Origin of the sequence: Caballeronia sp. INML3B, from assembly GCF_023631305.1 — a bacterium.
Classification (GTDB): Bacteria; Pseudomonadota; Gammaproteobacteria; order Burkholderiales; family Burkholderiaceae; genus Caballeronia; species Caballeronia turbans.
The window spans coordinates 24,491-38,758 of sequence record NZ_JALQDI010000033.1 but is presented as its reverse complement, the minus strand read 5'-3'; the positions used below and the strand labels follow the sequence as shown (position 1 = coordinate 38,758).

Genomic DNA, 14,268 nt, shown 5'->3' with positions numbered 1-14,268 from the left:
ACTAAGCGTTCCCGGACGTGCCGCTTTCCAATCCGATCGCCGTCGCCACAGGGAGGCATCATGCCGTCTTCGTCACCGTATCAACCGCTGCCCAATTCTTTCCGAACGTCGCTGCGTGAACGCAAGAAGCTGATCGGCTGCTGGATGTCGCTTGCCAGTCCGGTCGTCACGGAGCTCGTCGGCGTGGTCGGTTTCGACTGGATGCTGCTCGACGCGGAGCACGCGCCGAATGACGCGCTCACGCTCATCCCGCAATTGATGGCGCTGAAAGACAGCGCGAGCGCGCCCGTCGTGCGCCCGCAGGCGAACGATCCCGTCGCGATCAAGAAGCTGCTCGATGCGGGCTTCGTGAATTTCCTGGTCCCGTTCGTCGACAACGCCGCCGAGGCCGAGCGTGCCGTCGCCGCGACGCGTTATCCTCCTCAGGGCATCCGCGGCGTGTCGGTCGGGCATCGCGGCAATCGCTATGGCACGGTTCCGAACTACTTCCAGGTGGCGAACGACAACATCAGCGTCGCGGTGCAGATCGAAAGCCGCGCGGCGGTCGAAGCAATCGACGAAATCATCGCAGTGGAAGGCGTCGACGCGCTGTTCGTCGGCCCGTCGGATCTCGCGGCGTCGTACGGTCACATCGGCGACGCAAACCACCCGGACGTGCAGGCGGTCATCGCACATGTGTTCGAGCGCGCGCACGCGGCAGGCAAGCCGAGCGGCATTCTCGCGCCCGTGCAGGAAGACGCGGAGCGCTATATCGCGCTGGGCTGCACGCTCGTTGCCGTGTGCGCAGATCTCGGCCTGCTCAGGAACGCCGCGCAGGCCGTCAAAAAACACTTCATCCCGGCGTAAGCGCGACACGCGCTATCCTCGACCGGGCAGCCACCGAAATCGACATCAAGGAGCGATACATGCAAAAGGCAGGCTTCATCGGACTGGGCATCATGGGCAATCCCATGGCGGCCAATCTTCTCAAGAACGGCGTTCAGCTCGCGGCATTCACGCGTAGCGGCGTGCCCGCGGACCTGACCGGCGCGGGCGCCACGGCATGCGATTCGCCCGCCGCCGTCGCCGAGAAGGCGGACGTGATCTTCATCATGGTGCCGGATACGCCGGACGTCGAACGCGTGCTGTTCGGCGAGAACGGCGTCGCCAGCAAGCTGAAGAGCGGTCAGGTCGTCGTCGACATGAGCTCGATTTCGCCGATCGCCACGCGCGAGTTCGCGGCGAAAGTGCGCGAGAAGGGCGCCGATTATCTCGACGCGCCCGTGTCCGGCGGCGAAGTCGGCGCGAAGGCCGCTTCGCTCACGATCATGGTCGGCGGCGCGCAGGCCACGTTCGACAAGGTCAAGCCGCTCTTCGACATGATGGGCAAGAACATCTCGCTGATCGGCGAAGTCGGCGCGGGGCAAGTGTGCAAGGTCGCGAATCAGGTGATCGTCGCGGCGACCATCGAGGCGGTCGGCGAGGCATTGCTGCTCGCGTCGAAGGCGGGCGTCGATGCGGAGAAGGTCCGCACCGCGCTGATGGGCGGCTTCGCGTCGTCGCGCATTCTCGAAGTGCACGGCGAGCGCATGACCAAGCGCACCTTCAATCCGGGCTTTCGCATCGAGCTGCATCAGAAGGATTTGAATCTCGCGCTCGCGACGGCGCAAGCGCTCGGCGTCGCACTGCCGAACACGTCGACGTGCATGCAGCTCTTCAACGCGTGCGCCGCGCACGGCGGCAAGGCGTGGGATCACTCGGGCATGGTGCGCGCGCTCGAAATCATGGCCAATCACGAGATCGGTCAGAAAGCGAAGTAATCCGACACGGCCGGCCGCGTGCCGGCAGCATGTTTTCAGCGCCTCTTCTGCGCGCTTCTCGATTCGCGCGAAATGCTCGATCGCGAAGCGCCGCACGTTCTCCGCCGCGGGGTTCGTCTGCTCCTCACGCCACGCGAGATCGATGTCCGCGTGCGGATCCGGCGTCCACAGCGGCCGGAACACCCCGTCCCCGAAGCACAAATCCCACGCCGATCGCCACCGATACCACGCGCACGAGCGCGGCGATCGCGTGCGTCTGGTCGATGAAATGCACGCCGCTCGCCGCGAACAATTCCGCGATTCGCTGAACCGCGATGCCATGCACAAAACCGCGCCGCATGACGCCGAGCGCGATCTCGCGCAATGCCAGCGCAACGACACCATCTCCCTTAAGCACGACGCTTTCCATGCGCGGCAAAGCTCGCCGTGACTTGTCCGGTGTCGCCGCGCGCGGCGGTCCGATGACCGTCGCCAATAGTCATCGGACCTCTTAACTCGAACTGGGGCAGACCGGAGGTCGCAAGTGATACGTTGCGCAAAACGCATGTCAGACAAAGCGGCGCGGGAGAAGGGTAAACACGCGATTGGCGCAATACCACCGTCGCCGTACAATGTCATCAGACAACGTACCACGCGATCAGTAAAGGAGACACCCTTGAACACAGCCTCCGCCGACTTGCTCGAATCGGCCAGTTCCAAGGTCAAGCGCCACGTGCTGCCCTTGTTTCTCATCATGTTCATCGCGAACTACATCGACCGGGTGAACGTCGGGTTCGTGAACGCCCACATGCAGGCCGATCTCGGCATCGGCGCGGCCGCGTACGGTCTCGGCAGCGGCTTGTTCTTCGTCGGTTACGCGCTTTTCGAAGTGCCGTCGAATGTGCTGATGCAGAAGTACGGCGCGCGCACGTGGCTCACGCGGATCATGGGGACGTGGGGCATCGTCGCGGCGGCGATGGCGTTCGTCTGGAACGACACGTCGTTCTACGTGCTGCGCTTTCTGCTGGGCATCGCGGAAGCCGGCTTCTTTCCGGGCGTCGTCTACTACTTCACGCAATGGCTGCCGCAGAAGGAGCGCGGCAAGGCGGTCGCGATCTTCCTCGGCGGCTCGGCGTTCGCATCGGTGCTGTCGGGTCCGATTACCGGCAGTCTGCTGTCGATCCGCGGTTTCGGCCTGCACGGCTGGCAGTGGATGTTCCTGATCGAAGGCGGCTTCTCCGTGCTGCTGTGCGGCGCAAGCTGGATGCTGCTGAAATCGCGCATCGGCGATGCGCACTGGCTGAGCGCCGGCGAACAACGCGCGCTGCAACAGGCGATCACGACGGAACAAGCCGAGCGCGAGGCCGCGAGCGGCAGCGCGCACGTGTCCGCGATCAAACTGCTGAAGGACCCGCAGATCGTGCTGTTCTGCTTCCTGTACTTCGCGATCCAGCTCACGATCTACGCGGCCACCTTCTGGCTGCCGACGATCATCCGCAAGATGGGCGGCCTCACCGATTTTCAGGTGGGCCTGTTCAACGCGGTGCCGTGGATGATCGCGATGGTCGCGATGTACTGCTTCGCGCTGCTCTCCGCGCGCTGGCGCTTCCAGCAGGCGTGGCTCGCCGTGGCGCTCGTGATCGCGGCGTGCGGCCTGTTCGCATCGACGACCGGCAACGCGGTGCTCTCGTTCGTCGCGATCTGCTTCTCGGCGATCGGCTTCAAGGCGGCGGCATCGCTGTTCTGGCCGATTCCGCAGGGCTACCTCGATGCGCGCGTCGCGGCCGGCGTGATCGCGCTCATCAACTCGGTCGGCAATCTCGGCGGTTTCTTCGCTCCCGCGACCTTCGGCTATCTTCAACAACATACGGGTTCGGTCTCGGGCGGCCTGTACGGCCTCGGCGTCGCGTCGCTGGTCGCGGCCGCCGCAGCCTTCCTCACGCGCAATCGCCGCTCGGATCACCTGCAGGGCGGGCACGCGGTGCATCGCGGCGCGCACTGAACCATTCGCTCAATTCACAGGATTACGCTCATGTCCACGAAAGCCAGTTCCACTCCGACAGTCACCGAATTGCGCGTCGTGCCGGTTGCCGGCCGCGACAGCATGCTCATGAATCTCTCCGGCGCGCACGGCCCGTTCTTCACGCGCAATATCGTGATCCTGAAGGACAGCGCGGGTAACACGGGCGTGGGCGAAGTGCCGGGCGGCGAGGCCATCCGCAAGACGATCGACGACGCGCGCGCGTATGTCGTCGGGCAATCCATCGGCAACATGCAGGCCGTGCTGAACCGGGTGCGCACGGCGTTCGCCGATCGCGACGCGGGCGGGCGCGGATTGCAAACCTTCGACCTGCGCACGACCATCCACGCCGTCACGGCGCTCGAAGCCGCGCTGCTCGACTTGCTCGGCCAGCATCTCGGCGTGCCCGTCGCGGCGCTGCTCGGCGAAGGCCAGCAACGCGATGAAGTCGAAATGCTCGGCTATCTGTTCTACATCGGCGACCGCAACAAGACGGATCTGGCGTACGCATCCGGCGCGGACGGCAAGGACGACTGGGAGCGCCTGCGCACTGAAGTTGCGCTGACGCCCGAAGCGGTCGTGCGCCTCGCGGAAGCGGCGAAGGCACGTTACGGATTCAACGACTTCAAGCTGAAAGGCGGCGTGCTCGCCGGCGACGCGGAAATGGAAGCGGCCACCGCGCTCGCGGAGCGTTTCCCCGAAGCGCGCGTGACGCTCGATCCGAACGGCGCATGGTCGCTCGCCGAAGCGATCCGCCTGTGCCGCGACAAGCACGACGTGCTGGCTTACGCGGAAGATCCGTGCGGCGCGGAGAACGGTTATTCGGGCCGCGAAGTGATGGCCGAATTCCGCCGCGCGACCGGCCTGCCTACCGCGACCAACATGATCGCGACAGACTGGCGCCAGATGGGTCACGCGATCCAGTTGCAATCCGTCGACATTCCGCTCGCCGACCCGCACTTCTGGACGATGCAGGGCTCGGTGCGCGTCGCGCAGATGTGCAACGACTGGGGCCTTACGTGGGGCTCGCACTCGAACAATCACTTCGACGTGTCGCTGGCGATGTTCACGCACGTCGCCGCTGCCGCGCCGGGCAAGATCACGGCCATCGACACGCACTGGATCTGGCAGGACGGCCAGCGTCTCACGCGCGATCCGCTGCAGATCGTCGGCGGCAAGGTGAAGGTGCCCGAAGTGCCGGGCCTCGGCGTCGAGCTGGACATGGACGAAGTGGAGAAGGCGCACGCGCTGTATCAACAGCACGGCCTCGGCGCGCGCGATGACGGCGTCGCGATGCAGTATCTGATCCCGAACTGGAAGTTCGACAACAAGAAGCCTTGCCTCGTGCGCTGAGGCGCTTCTATTCCTTCAAACGGTCGATGAGCGCGATCGCTGCGGCGGGATTGCGCTCCTTGAACCCGCTGATGACGTAGAGAAACACGTCGCGCGACGCCGCTTTCGGCGCCGCCGCCTTGCCGAACGTCTGCAAGTCGTCCGGCGAGCCGCCCGCGGCCCACGTTTTCGCGCGCTCGGTCCATTGATCGAGCGCCGCTTTCGCATAGCCCTGTGCCTGCTTGTCCGTCGTGCCCATGATGCGCGCATAGACGAACGGTGCGGTCACATCCGCGATCTGCGGATACTTCGAGTCCCCCGCGATCACCACCGCGACGCCATACTTGCGCGCGAGCGCGACGAATGCCGGATCGCAGAAGCTCTCGTGGCGGACTTCGATCGCGTGCCGAATCGCGCGTCCTTCGACTTTCGCGGGCAGCAGTTCGAGAAAGCGCTCGAAATCCTCGGGGTCGAACTTCTTGGTCGGCGCGAATTGCCAGTTGATCGGACCGAGCCTGTCCTTCAGTTCGAGCACGCCGCTGCCGAAAAAGCGCTCGATCGTGTCGCCGGCTTCGGCGAGCACACGGCGATTCGTCGCGTAGCGCGGCGCCTTGAGCGAAAACACGAAATCATCGGGTGTTTCGTCGCGCCATTTGATGAACGTCGCGGGCTTCTGCGAACCGTAGAACGTGCCGTTCACTTCGATGCTCGTGAGCGCGCGGCTCGCGTATTCGAGCTCGCGCTTCTGCGCCAGGTCTTCGGGATAAAACGTGCCGCGCCACGGCTCGTATGTCCATCCGCCGACGCCGATGCGGATACGTGCGCTCTTGCCTTTGGAGACGGCCATCGTTACTTGCGCCCGACGAGATACGTTACGCCCTCGGGCCCGTACTGCTCCGCGTGCTCGATGTTCGTCGCGAGATGGAAGATATCGCCCGGGCGATAGGTGTTCGCGACGTCGCCGGTGCGGATCGTGACGTCGCCTTCGAGAATCAGCGCCTTGGCTTCGAACGGATGTGCGTGGACATCGAGTGAGCCGTTCGGCTCGCGCGTCACCGTGACGACTTCGTCGAAACCTTCGCTGGAAAGAAGTGCGAGAAATTCGTCGCGGTGCATGATGCCGTTCCGTGAAAAAAGGGATGGCGCGCCCGCTCGTTTCGAACGGACGCGCGTGGGTCATGCACGGATGCTAACGCAGTTGAAACGGCTTCGTTGCCCGCTCAGTTGCCGAAGAAGATGTTGCATTGCGGCCCGCGCGTGCAGGGCTTCGATGCGGCGCTGTCCATCGTGCCCATCGTGGTGGCGCCCGCCGCGCCGCGCGTCATCGGCGAGCCGCCGTAGGACGTGTCGGCCGGCTGATCCTGCATCGCGCTTTGCTGAGGCGCGCCCGGATCGGTCCAGGTATCGGCGGTGGCCTGTCCAGGCACTTGCGCGGTGCGATAGTAGGTCTGCTGGGCCGAGGCGAGGCCCGCAGTGGCGAGTAACGAGGCGGCGAGCACCGCCATGGCGACACGTGATTTCATGTTGACTCCTTGATCGGAAGGCGCGCTCGCGGCAAGCCGCGCAACGCTGTTCGCTGATTGGGATCGTTGCCCCGCACGGAGCGTGCCACGTGAGCTGCTGGTGCAAAGCGTGGCGCGCCGGCCGGACGGACATCGGCGCCGGTTCCCGGCGTGGCTGCGTTGTGCCGTGGCCGGTTTCCCGAACTTGTTGGTGTGCGATCCACGCATGGCATCTCGCCGATGCGATGCAGACGGAGCGCCGGTGCGCTTGCCGGCGAATGGGACCCGCGGGTCCGCAGAAGACGCATGCCGCGCTGCACCTTTCGTTATAGGCCGCAGATGTCTGAATGAACAGCACAATCGAGTGTGCATCCCGGATACAGGCGCACGCGTGACGCGAGGCTGTCCGTCGCGTCATCGCGGCTTCGGTTTTAGAATGCGAGGCGTGCCATCACGCTCACTCACGAACGCAGGGACATCGCGACAATGACCGTCACCATCTATCACAACCCGAAGTGCGGAACCTCCCGCAACACGCTTGCACTGATCCGCAACGCGGGCATCGAGCCGACTGTGATCGAGTACCTGACGCATCCGCCGAGCCGCGACGCGCTCGTCGCGCTGATCGCGCGCGCGGGTCTTTCGGTGCGCGACGCCCTGCGCGAAAAAGGCACGCCGTATGCCGAGCTCGGCCTCGACGATCCTAGCCTCACCGACGATCAACTCCTCGACGCGATGCTCGCGCATCCGATCCTCATCAACCGGCCATTCGTCGAAACGCCGAAGGGTGCGCGCTTGTGCCGTCCGTCGGAACTGGTGCTCGACATCCTGCCCGAGGCGCAGAAGGGGCCGTTCACGAAGGAGGACGGCGAAGTCGTCATCGACGCTTCCGGCAAGCGCGTGCGCTAGACCACATTCGCAATTGCTGACCGTTACCTGACGTTACCTTTCTGGCAAACCCGTTGCACCTGTATCCGGCATCGCTTCCTAGACTGCACTCACTCACAGAGCACTCGGTGCAAGGAGAAAGCGACATGAAGAAGAAACTTCTCGGAACGGCTATCGGGCTGGCGGGGATCGTGGCCCTTGCAATGTCGGCATCGGCGAATGCGCACGTCGATGTGGCGGTGGGCGTGGGCGTGCCGGTGTACGCGCAGCCCGCGGTGCCGGTCGGCTACTACGGATACGGCTATGGAGACGGCTACCGTCGCGATGACTGGCGCGAGCGCGAATGGCGCCGTCACGAATGGCGCGAGCGCCGCTGGCATCACGAGATGCGTCGCGAGGAGCGCTGGCGCGAGCGTCATGGTTGGTAAGGCGCGGGGAATCGCGTGATCGAACGCGGCGGGCCGCAAGGCTGCGCCGCGTTTTTGCTTTCTAGGTGCGACGGCGCGCCGCACGTCCGGCCTTCAAGGTGCGCCCGTTCGTGCCGTAAACGCGTGGGCAATGTCGGATACTCGTGCTTCTTTTCGCCGCGCATCCTCTCACCGAAAACACCGCCTTCCTTCAGCACGAGCGATATCCCCGCCCACTTTTTCAGCGATGTTCAGTCCCGTCAGCATTCTCGTCGTCACCGCGCTATCGAGCATTCTCTCGATACTGGTGCTGATTTCGCTGCTCTCGCATGCGATCGCGGGCGTGCGGCGCTGGCTTCTGGCGAACGTCATCGCAATCGTCTCGCTCGTGCTCTTCGCCATGCAGAACGTCGCGCCTGCGTGGCTCGGCATCGTCGCGGCGAACCAGTTGCTCGCCGCGACGATCCTGCTCATCTACGAAGGCTGCAACGATTTCTTCGATGTGCGCATGCGTCCCGCGCAGCGCTGGACGGGCTGGATCATGTGGCTCGGCGTGATGGCGGGCATCGCGTACTTCACCTATGTCGTGCCCGATGTGCACGTGCGCGTGGTGATCGTGTCGGCGTTTCATGCCGCCTGCGATCTCGCGATTGCCGGCCGCGTGCTGCTGGAGCGTCCGAAAGAGCGGCCGCGCTACAACTATCTGTTCGTCGCGGGCGCCGCCGCGCTCGGCGCGCTCGGCCATACGGTGCGCGGCGCGATCTACGCCGTGAAGCCGCCCGCGCAGACCGCGCTGCTGCAGCCCGGGCCGATGCAGATCACGTTCCTCGCGCTCGGCATTCTCGTGCTGCCGTCGCTGTGCATCGGCCTCGTGATGATGGCGCACGACCGGCTCGCGCAACGGCTCGAACGCCTCGCGCGCATCGACGACCTCACCGGCGCGCTGTCGAGAAAAGCCTTCCTGGCCTCGGCGGCAGAGAGTCTCGCGCGTGCCGGGCAGGGCGGACATGACGGCTGTTGCGAGTACGTCGCGGTCGTCGACATCGATCACTTCAAGAGCGTCAACGACCGCTACGGTCACGCGGCGGGTGACGAAGTGCTGCGTCATTTTTCGTCGATCGTGCGGGCGCGCATGCGCAATGGCGATTCATTCGGGCGCATCGGCGGCGAGGAGTTTTGTCTTTTTTGCACGGCCGAGCATATCGAGGATGTCACCGCGCTCGTCGAGCGTCTGCGCAGAACGGTCGAAGCGACGCCGTGCGAGGTGCCAGGCGGCGTGCTGCATTACACCTTCAGCGCGGGCATCGCGATGTGGGACGGCCGCGAGCCGCTCGCGTCGATGATGGCGCGCGCCGACGGCCTGCTCTATGCCGCGAAGATGGCGGGCCGCAATCGCGTGAAGGCGCCCGTCGCCGGGGCGCTCGTTTAAATTTCTTCGACTTCGCCGTACTTTTCGCGCTCGTCTTCCGGCTTGTTCATCCAGCGCCGCAGAAGCCGCTTCTCGACGACGCGCCCGATCGTCATGAGCGCGATCATCAGAATCATCGCGATGAACGCGACGCTCCACACGCCCAGCCCGCAGACGATGCCGACGGCCGCCGTCACCCAGATCGACGCCGCCGTGGTCAGCCCGCGCACGCGGTTCTCGCGCGGATTCTGCAGGATCACGCCCGCGCCGAGAAAGCCGACGCCGGTCACGATGCCCTGCACGGCGCGGGAGACGCCGGCATCGTCGGAGGGCGTCATCGAGAAACCTTGCGCGCACATTGTCGCGATGCACGCGCCGAGCGACACGAGCCCGAGCGTCTTCATGCCGGTCGGTTTGCCGTGCAGATCGCGGTCGATGCCGATGATGCAGCCGATCAGCATCGCGGCCAGCATGCGCAAGACAGCGTCGGCGAGAACGGGGTAGGGAAGCATCGGGTGTGAGAAGGTAACCGTAAGCCGCATCATCTTCGCACGGGCCGAAACACGCGCGCAATTTTGGCGCGCTAACGTGCCGGTTTCGGACGATACGAAATCAAAACGAGGAGAGGATGTGAGCCAGTTGCCCAAATTCACGATGGTCGATGCCGCGCCGACGCCCGTCGGCCCTTTCTCGCACGCGGCGGAAGCTGACGGCTGGGTGTTCCTCACCGGTCAGATGCCGACCGATCCGAGCGACGACGGCGCGCCGCTGCCCGAAGGCGTCGCCGCGCAGACGCGCCGCGTGATGGATAACCTGATTCTCGTGCTGAACGGCGTGGGGCTGACGCTCGACAACGTGGTCAGCGTGCGGATCTTCCTGACCGAGTTCAAGCGCGACTACGACGCGATGAACGCCGTGTATCGGTCGTACTTCCTGCCGAAGCCGCTGCCGGCGCGCACGTGCATCGGCGTGACGGGCCTTGCGCGCGATGCGCTCGTCGAGATCGATTTCGTCGCCAAACGTCCGTAGGCGATTTCATTTGCGCTTCGACGCATCGACCCAGCGGAAGGTGAGATTGATGCGCTCGCCGCGCGCGCCCGGCTCCTTCGGCACGCGATGCACCCATTCCTGCTGCGTGCGTCCGCGCATCACGAGCAGGCTGCCGTGCGTGAGCGCGAGCGTGTGCGTGGTGTGCGTGCGCGCGTGACGGAACTCGAACGTGCGCGTCGCGCCCAGACTCACCGATGCGATCACCGGCTCGGGGCCGAGTTCGCGTTCCTTGTCGGCATGCCAGCCCATGCTGTCGAGCCCGCCGCGATAGCGATTCAGCAGCACGCTGTTGAAGCGCGCACCGCACGCGGTTTCGGCGCGCTCGCGCAGGTTCGCGACCGCGGGCGTCCACGGCTGCGGCAGGTTGCGGATGCCCGAATAGACATACACCGCGTCCGGCTCGCCTTGCCACGCGGTCAGACGCGGCAGCGGCACTCGGCCGCCGGGCGTCGTCATCGTGTCCTGCTGCCAGCCGACTTCCGCGATGAGCGCGCCCATCAGATCGGAGGCTTCGTCGGCGTCGATCCAATCCGGATGCCACACGATGTCGGGCTTGGGAATGTCGTCGAAAAGATCGAACATGGCGGCGGTGCGGGAACGGCGGCGGATGAAGTATTCACGATAGCAGAGCCTTCGCGCGCCGTATTGCGGGTTCATTATCTTGAACGCGGACACGCTGTGCTACATTTCCCGAATCATCTCAATAAAGTCGGGCGCGGGTCGGAAATACCGGTTTCGCGCGGCGACGACTCACGGGGAAATGCATGAACACCACCGCCGAAGCAAGCGGCGGCGCGGCGCAAGGCCGCCGCGTTCTGCTCGTCGACGACAGCGACGATGCGGCGCTTGCCATGTCGATGCTGCTCGAAGCGCTCGGCCACGAAGTGCGTACGGAGCATGACGGCCCGCGCGCGCTCGCATCGATCGATGATTTCAAACCCGATGTGGTCGTGCTCGATATCGGCTTGCCGGGCATGAGCGGATTCGACGTCGCGCGCGAAATGAGAAAGCGCGACGCGACCAAAAGTGTGTTGCTGCTCGCGCTGACGGGCTGGGGCAGCGAGGCCGACCGTCAGAGCGCGCTCGACGCGGGCTTCGATCATCATCTGACGAAGCCCGTCGCCATCGACGCGCTGGAAGCGCTGCTCGCCGGACCGCGAGCGTAAGTCCCTTATTCCACGCGCAGCCGCGCCATGTACGGCAGGTGATCCGAGAGCCACGCCGTGTCCTGCGTCGGCACAAGCCATTCGACCGGTTTCAGTCCGCGCACGAACATTTTGTCGAGCGCGAGCGCAGGCGAAAACGCCGGGAACGTGCGGCCGGATTCGCCGAGCATCGTCGCCACTTCGTGCATGCCGAGTTCACCGAAAAGCGGCACGGAGTCGTTGCGCCAGTCGTTGAAATCGCCCGCGAGCATGAGCGGACCTTCGGGCGCTTCCTTCGCGATCCAGTGGGCGATCCAGTTCATCTGACGCAGCCGCGCCTGACGCGTCAGCGCGAGATGCGCGCACAGCAGCGTGATCGCCTGACCGGCGAACGTCGCGCGCGCGACCAGTAGCCCACGCTTTTCGAAACGATGCGCGGAGATGTCCCAGCGCCCGGAGAGATCGAGCGGATGCGGCGAAAGAATCGCGTTGCCGTGCCGCCACGATGGCTTGAACACGTTCGGCCCGAGCGCGATCTGCAACTCGAGCGCAGTCGCGATCTCGGTCGCCTGGCAATGCCAGACATCGTCGAGCGGCGCATTGAGCGGATTGCCGAAGCCGCTGGCGAGCACGGGCTGCGGCATGCGCCGCGCCATCGCTTCCTGGAGAAAATAGACGTCGGCGTTGGTGGTCTGAACCCACCGCTGCATCGCTGTCCAGGCGCGCAAGCCGAGGGGCGAACGGCCCTTGTGCAGATTCCAGCTCACCGCCGTGAAATCCGGCGTGGCCGAATGAGCGGACGGACCTGGCGGAAGATGTTCTGGGTTTCGCATGCGTTCTTTGATCTTGAGCGGCGGCTTTCTGGAGTCTATGTCACCGAGATTGTCATTGCGCCGCCGTCGATGAACCCAGGCTCGCGCGCACCCGATAAGCGAGCGACGGGTTGCTGTCGATGAGCTGCCATTGCCCCCATTCGCCCGGCTTGAGCACGAGGCCCGGATGCGACCCGCTCACCTGGCGCGGCACCGGCGGCAGCTTGCAGCCGGACGGCGACACGCGCGTGCTGTCGTCCTGCAAGGTTTCCTGCGCATCGATAGCGAGCGTGACGTCGTCGGCGCTCGCGTGGGTCGGTGAGACGGTGATCGTGCGTTGCAGGTCGATATCGCCCGCAGGCTGATCCGCGCAGCCTACGTTGTTTCGCACCTTGTTGTGATGCGTATCCGTGCGCGCCTGGCCGACGTTCGTCGTGCCAGAAAACGAATCGATCTGTTGACCGTCGCGCACGACCTGCAATTCCCACGTCACCGGCTGCGTCGCCGTGGTTTGCGCGTGCGCGCCGAGCGCGGCGAGACAGGCGCCCGTCACGAGCGCGGTCTTCAGAAAGGCGGTGCGTAGCGTTTTATGCATTGAAAGCGACTCCTGCGCGTGGACGGTTCGGATGGCGGCGCGCTTTGGCGAGCGGCCGCTGGATCGGCGATCCTCGGCGACTTCCTTGTGACATGGCGGCGCGGGCCGGGTTCAGCCTGCCCGCTGAAATACACGAATGCACGATGGAGGGCAGAGCAGATTTCGAACCCGCCCGGCAGTTCGATCCCGACGATGATACTAGCGCGCGCCGATCGCGGCTTTATCGAGCAAAACGGGCGTCCTGATTAGCAGCACACGTGTGCGACTGCTCGCTTGCGCGGGGTTTTGGCGCCGATACACTGGACTCGTCGACCATAAAAAATGACGGGGTGTGACATGACGACAGCCGTGGTCAAACAGGAACTGGCGGTGGCATCGTTCAGCAAGGTCTACAGTCTCGACGACGTGGAATCCGCGCTCAACGACCTGTCCGAAGGCGCGAGCGACGCGTTGCGCGCCATCTACGAAAAAATGCTGAAGGTGGGCAATCTGCGCTTCTGCGTGAAGCCGAACCGCATGCCGTCGGTCGACGATCTCGCCGCCGATCTGCCGAACTTCGAGGAGCCGCTCGCCGATATCCGCAAGCAGATCGCGCTGTGCCTCGAAACCGACGATCGCCTCGAACTCATGCCCATGCTGCTGCTCGGCGAGCCGGGCATCGGCAAGACGCATTTCGCGAAGCAACTCGCGCGGCTGCTCGGCACGTCCTCTCATTACGTGGCGATGAGCTCGCTCACGGCGGGCTGGATTCTGTCGGGCGCGTCGTCGCAGTGGCGCAACGCGAAGCCCGGCAAGGTTTTCGACGCGCTCGTCAACGGCAGCTACGCGAACCCCGTGATCACCGTCGATGAAATCGACAAGGCCACCGGCGACGCGCAATACGATCCGCTCGGCTCGCTCTACGCGCTGCTCGAGCACGACACGGCGCAGACGTTCATCGACGAATTCGCGGAAGTGCCGATCAACGCGGGCAATGTCGTGTGGATCGCCACGGCCAACGACGCGCGCTCGATTCCCGAGCCGCTTTTGAACCGCATGAACGTCTACGAGATTGCGCCGCCGGATCGCGACGGCGCGCGACGCATCGCGCAGTCGATTTACGCCGAAATCCGCAATGCCCACGCGTGGGGCGCGCGCTTCCCGGAAACCCTCGGCGACGCGCCGCTCGAAGCGCTCACGCAGGCGTCGCCGCGCGGCATGCGGCGCGCGATGCTCAACGCGTTCGGCAACGCGCGCATCGATCAAAGGCATCACGTCGAGGCGCGTGACATCCAGCTCGACCGCAATTCGCGCAAGAAAGCGATCGGTTTCTGAAAGGCCTTCATTTATGG

Annotated in this window: 18 protein-coding genes; 10 read left to right on the top strand and 8 right to left on the bottom strand. The window is 64.9% G+C overall.

Features of this window, described 5'->3' with window-relative positions:
• The first annotated feature begins 60 nt into the window (after nucleotides 1-60).
• Both garL and NCS58_RS13800 read left to right on the top strand, forming a co-directional pair.
• Nucleotides 61-846: a 2-dehydro-3-deoxyglucarate aldolase gene (garL, locus tag NCS58_RS13805; protein ID WP_250538586.1), complete on the top strand. Its 786-nt coding sequence runs from the start codon at nucleotides 61-63 to the stop codon at nucleotides 844-846.
• Nucleotides 847-890: 44 nt separating this feature from the next.
• Entirely contained in the window at nucleotides 891-1,799 is a 909-nt protein-coding gene (locus tag NCS58_RS13800) for a 2-hydroxy-3-oxopropionate reductase (RefSeq protein ID WP_409219281.1), read from the top strand.
• 124 nt (nucleotides 1,800-1,923) lie between these two features.
• Here the strand turns inward: NCS58_RS13800 and NCS58_RS13795 are convergent, their stop codons facing one another.
• Nucleotides 1,924-2,196 carry a hypothetical protein gene (locus NCS58_RS13795; protein ID WP_250538584.1) on the bottom strand — a complete coding sequence of 91 codons (273 nt, stop codon included), beginning with the start codon at nucleotides 2,194-2,196 and terminating at the stop codon, nucleotides 1,924-1,926.
• Between the two features lie 336 nt (nucleotides 2,197-2,532).
• On the opposite strand from NCS58_RS13795, the gene NCS58_RS13790 reads away from it, so the two are divergent.
• Together NCS58_RS13790 and gudD are read left to right on the top strand one after the other, a co-directional pair.
• A complete protein-coding gene (locus NCS58_RS13790) occupies nucleotides 2,533-3,780 on the top strand; it encodes an MFS transporter (RefSeq protein ID WP_250538603.1) in 1,248 nt (415 codons plus the stop codon).
• Nucleotides 3,781-3,810: 30 nt separating this feature from the next.
• Nucleotides 3,811-5,151: a glucarate dehydratase gene (gene gudD, locus NCS58_RS13785; protein WP_250477184.1), complete on the top strand. Its 1,341-nt coding sequence runs from the start codon at nucleotides 3,811-3,813 to the stop codon at nucleotides 5,149-5,151.
• A gap of 7 nt (nucleotides 5,152-5,158) precedes the next feature.
• Here gudD and NCS58_RS13780 read toward each other — a convergent pair whose 3' ends face one another.
• The 3 genes from NCS58_RS13780 to NCS58_RS13770 all read right to left on the bottom strand — a co-directional run bounded on the left by NCS58_RS13780 (nucleotide 5,159) and on the right by NCS58_RS13770 (nucleotide 6,653).
• Nucleotides 5,159-5,977: a DUF72 domain-containing protein gene (locus NCS58_RS13780; protein WP_250538583.1), complete on the bottom strand. Its 819-nt coding sequence runs from the start codon at nucleotides 5,975-5,977 to the stop codon at nucleotides 5,159-5,161.
• A gap of 2 nt (nucleotides 5,978-5,979) precedes the next feature.
• A complete protein-coding gene (locus NCS58_RS13775) occupies nucleotides 5,980-6,246 on the bottom strand; it encodes a cupin domain-containing protein (RefSeq protein WP_061120295.1) in 267 nt (88 codons plus the stop codon).
• A 104-nt stretch (nucleotides 6,247-6,350) separates the two neighbouring features.
• The gene (locus tag NCS58_RS13770; RefSeq protein WP_143756388.1) at nucleotides 6,351-6,653 is read right to left on the bottom strand and encodes a hypothetical protein; all 303 of its coding nucleotides are present in this window, start codon (nucleotides 6,651-6,653) and stop codon (nucleotides 6,351-6,353) included.
• Nucleotides 6,654-7,118: 465 nt separating this feature from the next.
• On the opposite strand from NCS58_RS13770, the gene arsC reads away from it, so the two are divergent.
• From arsC to NCS58_RS13755, 3 genes are all read left to right on the top strand, one after another.
• Nucleotides 7,119-7,541, top strand: coding sequence for an arsenate reductase (glutaredoxin) (arsC, locus tag NCS58_RS13765; RefSeq protein ID WP_061120297.1), 423 nt, complete (start codon nucleotides 7,119-7,121; stop codon nucleotides 7,539-7,541).
• A 125-nt stretch (nucleotides 7,542-7,666) separates the two neighbouring features.
• Nucleotides 7,667-7,948, top strand: a complete 282-nt coding sequence (locus tag NCS58_RS13760; RefSeq protein WP_061120329.1) for a hypothetical protein — start codon at nucleotides 7,667-7,669, stop codon at nucleotides 7,946-7,948.
• Between the two features lie 226 nt (nucleotides 7,949-8,174).
• Entirely contained in the window at nucleotides 8,175-9,356 is a 1,182-nt protein-coding gene (locus NCS58_RS13755; protein WP_250477182.1) for a GGDEF domain-containing protein, read from the top strand.
• Here NCS58_RS13755 and NCS58_RS13750 read toward each other — a convergent pair.
• On the bottom strand, nucleotides 9,353-9,847 hold the full coding sequence (locus NCS58_RS13750; RefSeq protein WP_061120299.1) for an MgtC/SapB family protein: 495 nt from the start codon (nucleotides 9,845-9,847) through the stop codon (nucleotides 9,353-9,355). The genes NCS58_RS13755 and NCS58_RS13750 overlap by 4 nt on opposite strands.
• Before the next feature lie 118 nt (nucleotides 9,848-9,965).
• Between NCS58_RS13750 and NCS58_RS13745 the strand changes: the two genes are divergently transcribed.
• Nucleotides 9,966-10,364 carry a RidA family protein gene (locus NCS58_RS13745; RefSeq protein ID WP_061120300.1) on the top strand — a complete coding sequence of 133 codons (399 nt, stop codon included), beginning with the start codon at nucleotides 9,966-9,968 and terminating at the stop codon, nucleotides 10,362-10,364.
• A gap of 6 nt (nucleotides 10,365-10,370) precedes the next feature.
• Here the strand turns inward: NCS58_RS13745 and NCS58_RS13740 are convergent, their stop codons facing one another.
• The gene (locus NCS58_RS13740) at nucleotides 10,371-10,967 is read right to left on the bottom strand and encodes an alpha-ketoglutarate-dependent dioxygenase AlkB (RefSeq protein WP_061120330.1); all 597 of its coding nucleotides are present in this window, start codon (nucleotides 10,965-10,967) and stop codon (nucleotides 10,371-10,373) included.
• A gap of 182 nt (nucleotides 10,968-11,149) precedes the next feature.
• On the opposite strand from NCS58_RS13740, the gene NCS58_RS13735 reads away from it, so the two are divergent.
• The gene (locus NCS58_RS13735) at nucleotides 11,150-11,551 is read left to right on the top strand and encodes a response regulator (protein WP_061120301.1); all 402 of its coding nucleotides are present in this window, start codon (nucleotides 11,150-11,152) and stop codon (nucleotides 11,549-11,551) included.
• 5 nt (nucleotides 11,552-11,556) lie between these two features.
• On the opposite strand, the gene NCS58_RS13730 is transcribed toward NCS58_RS13735, so the two are convergent.
• Together NCS58_RS13730 and NCS58_RS13725 are read right to left on the bottom strand one after the other, a co-directional pair.
• A complete protein-coding gene (locus NCS58_RS13730) occupies nucleotides 11,557-12,363 on the bottom strand; it encodes an endonuclease/exonuclease/phosphatase family protein (protein ID WP_061120302.1) in 807 nt (268 codons plus the stop codon).
• Nucleotides 12,364-12,415: 52 nt separating this feature from the next.
• Nucleotides 12,416-12,937 (bottom strand): hypothetical protein, encoded by a 522-nt coding sequence (locus NCS58_RS13725; protein WP_061120303.1) that lies wholly within the window; start codon nucleotides 12,935-12,937, stop codon nucleotides 12,416-12,418.
• Between the two features lie 336 nt (nucleotides 12,938-13,273).
• Here NCS58_RS13725 and NCS58_RS13720 point away from each other — a divergent pair, with 336 nt between their 5' ends.
• Nucleotides 13,274-14,251, top strand: a complete 978-nt coding sequence (locus NCS58_RS13720; RefSeq protein ID WP_061120304.1) for an AAA family ATPase — start codon at nucleotides 13,274-13,276, stop codon at nucleotides 14,249-14,251.
• Nucleotides 14,252-14,268 lie beyond the last annotated feature (17 nt).

Excerpts from the sequence above, each read along its gene's own strand:
- garL (WP_250538586.1), top strand. The coding sequence starts at position 61 with ATGCCGTCTTCGTCACCGTATCAACCGCTGCCCAATTCTTTCCGAACG.
- NCS58_RS13790 (WP_250538603.1), top strand. The coding sequence starts at position 2,533 with ATGTTCATCGCGAACTACATCGACCGGGTGAACGTCGGGTTCGTGAAC.
- gudD (WP_250477184.1), top strand. The coding sequence starts at position 3,811 with ATGTCCACGAAAGCCAGTTCCACTCCGACAGTCACCGAATTGCGCGTC.
- NCS58_RS13780 (WP_250538583.1), bottom strand. The coding sequence starts at position 5,977 with ATGGCCGTCTCCAAAGGCAAGAGCGCACGTATCCGCATCGGCGTCGGC.
- NCS58_RS13775 (WP_061120295.1), bottom strand. The coding sequence starts at position 6,246 with ATGCACCGCGACGAATTTCTCGCACTTCTTTCCAGCGAAGGTTTCGAC.
- NCS58_RS13770 (WP_143756388.1), bottom strand. The coding sequence starts at position 6,653 with ATGAAATCACGTGTCGCCATGGCGGTGCTCGCCGCCTCGTTACTCGCC.
- arsC (WP_061120297.1), top strand. The coding sequence starts at position 7,119 with ATGACCGTCACCATCTATCACAACCCGAAGTGCGGAACCTCCCGCAAC.
- NCS58_RS13760 (WP_061120329.1), top strand. The coding sequence starts at position 7,667 with ATGAAGAAGAAACTTCTCGGAACGGCTATCGGGCTGGCGGGGATCGTG.
- NCS58_RS13755 (WP_250477182.1), top strand. The coding sequence starts at position 8,175 with ATGTTCAGTCCCGTCAGCATTCTCGTCGTCACCGCGCTATCGAGCATT.
- NCS58_RS13750 (WP_061120299.1), bottom strand. The coding sequence starts at position 9,847 with ATGCTTCCCTACCCCGTTCTCGCCGACGCTGTCTTGCGCATGCTGGCC.
- NCS58_RS13740 (WP_061120330.1), bottom strand. The coding sequence starts at position 10,967 with ATGTTCGATCTTTTCGACGACATTCCCAAGCCCGACATCGTGTGGCAT.
- NCS58_RS13735 (WP_061120301.1), top strand. The coding sequence starts at position 11,150 with ATGAACACCACCGCCGAAGCAAGCGGCGGCGCGGCGCAAGGCCGCCGC.
- NCS58_RS13730 (WP_061120302.1), bottom strand. The coding sequence starts at position 12,363 with ATGCGAAACCCAGAACATCTTCCGCCAGGTCCGTCCGCTCATTCGGCC.
- NCS58_RS13725 (WP_061120303.1), bottom strand. The coding sequence starts at position 12,937 with ATGCATAAAACGCTACGCACCGCCTTTCTGAAGACCGCGCTCGTGACG.
- NCS58_RS13720 (WP_061120304.1), top strand. The coding sequence starts at position 13,274 with ATGACGACAGCCGTGGTCAAACAGGAACTGGCGGTGGCATCGTTCAGC.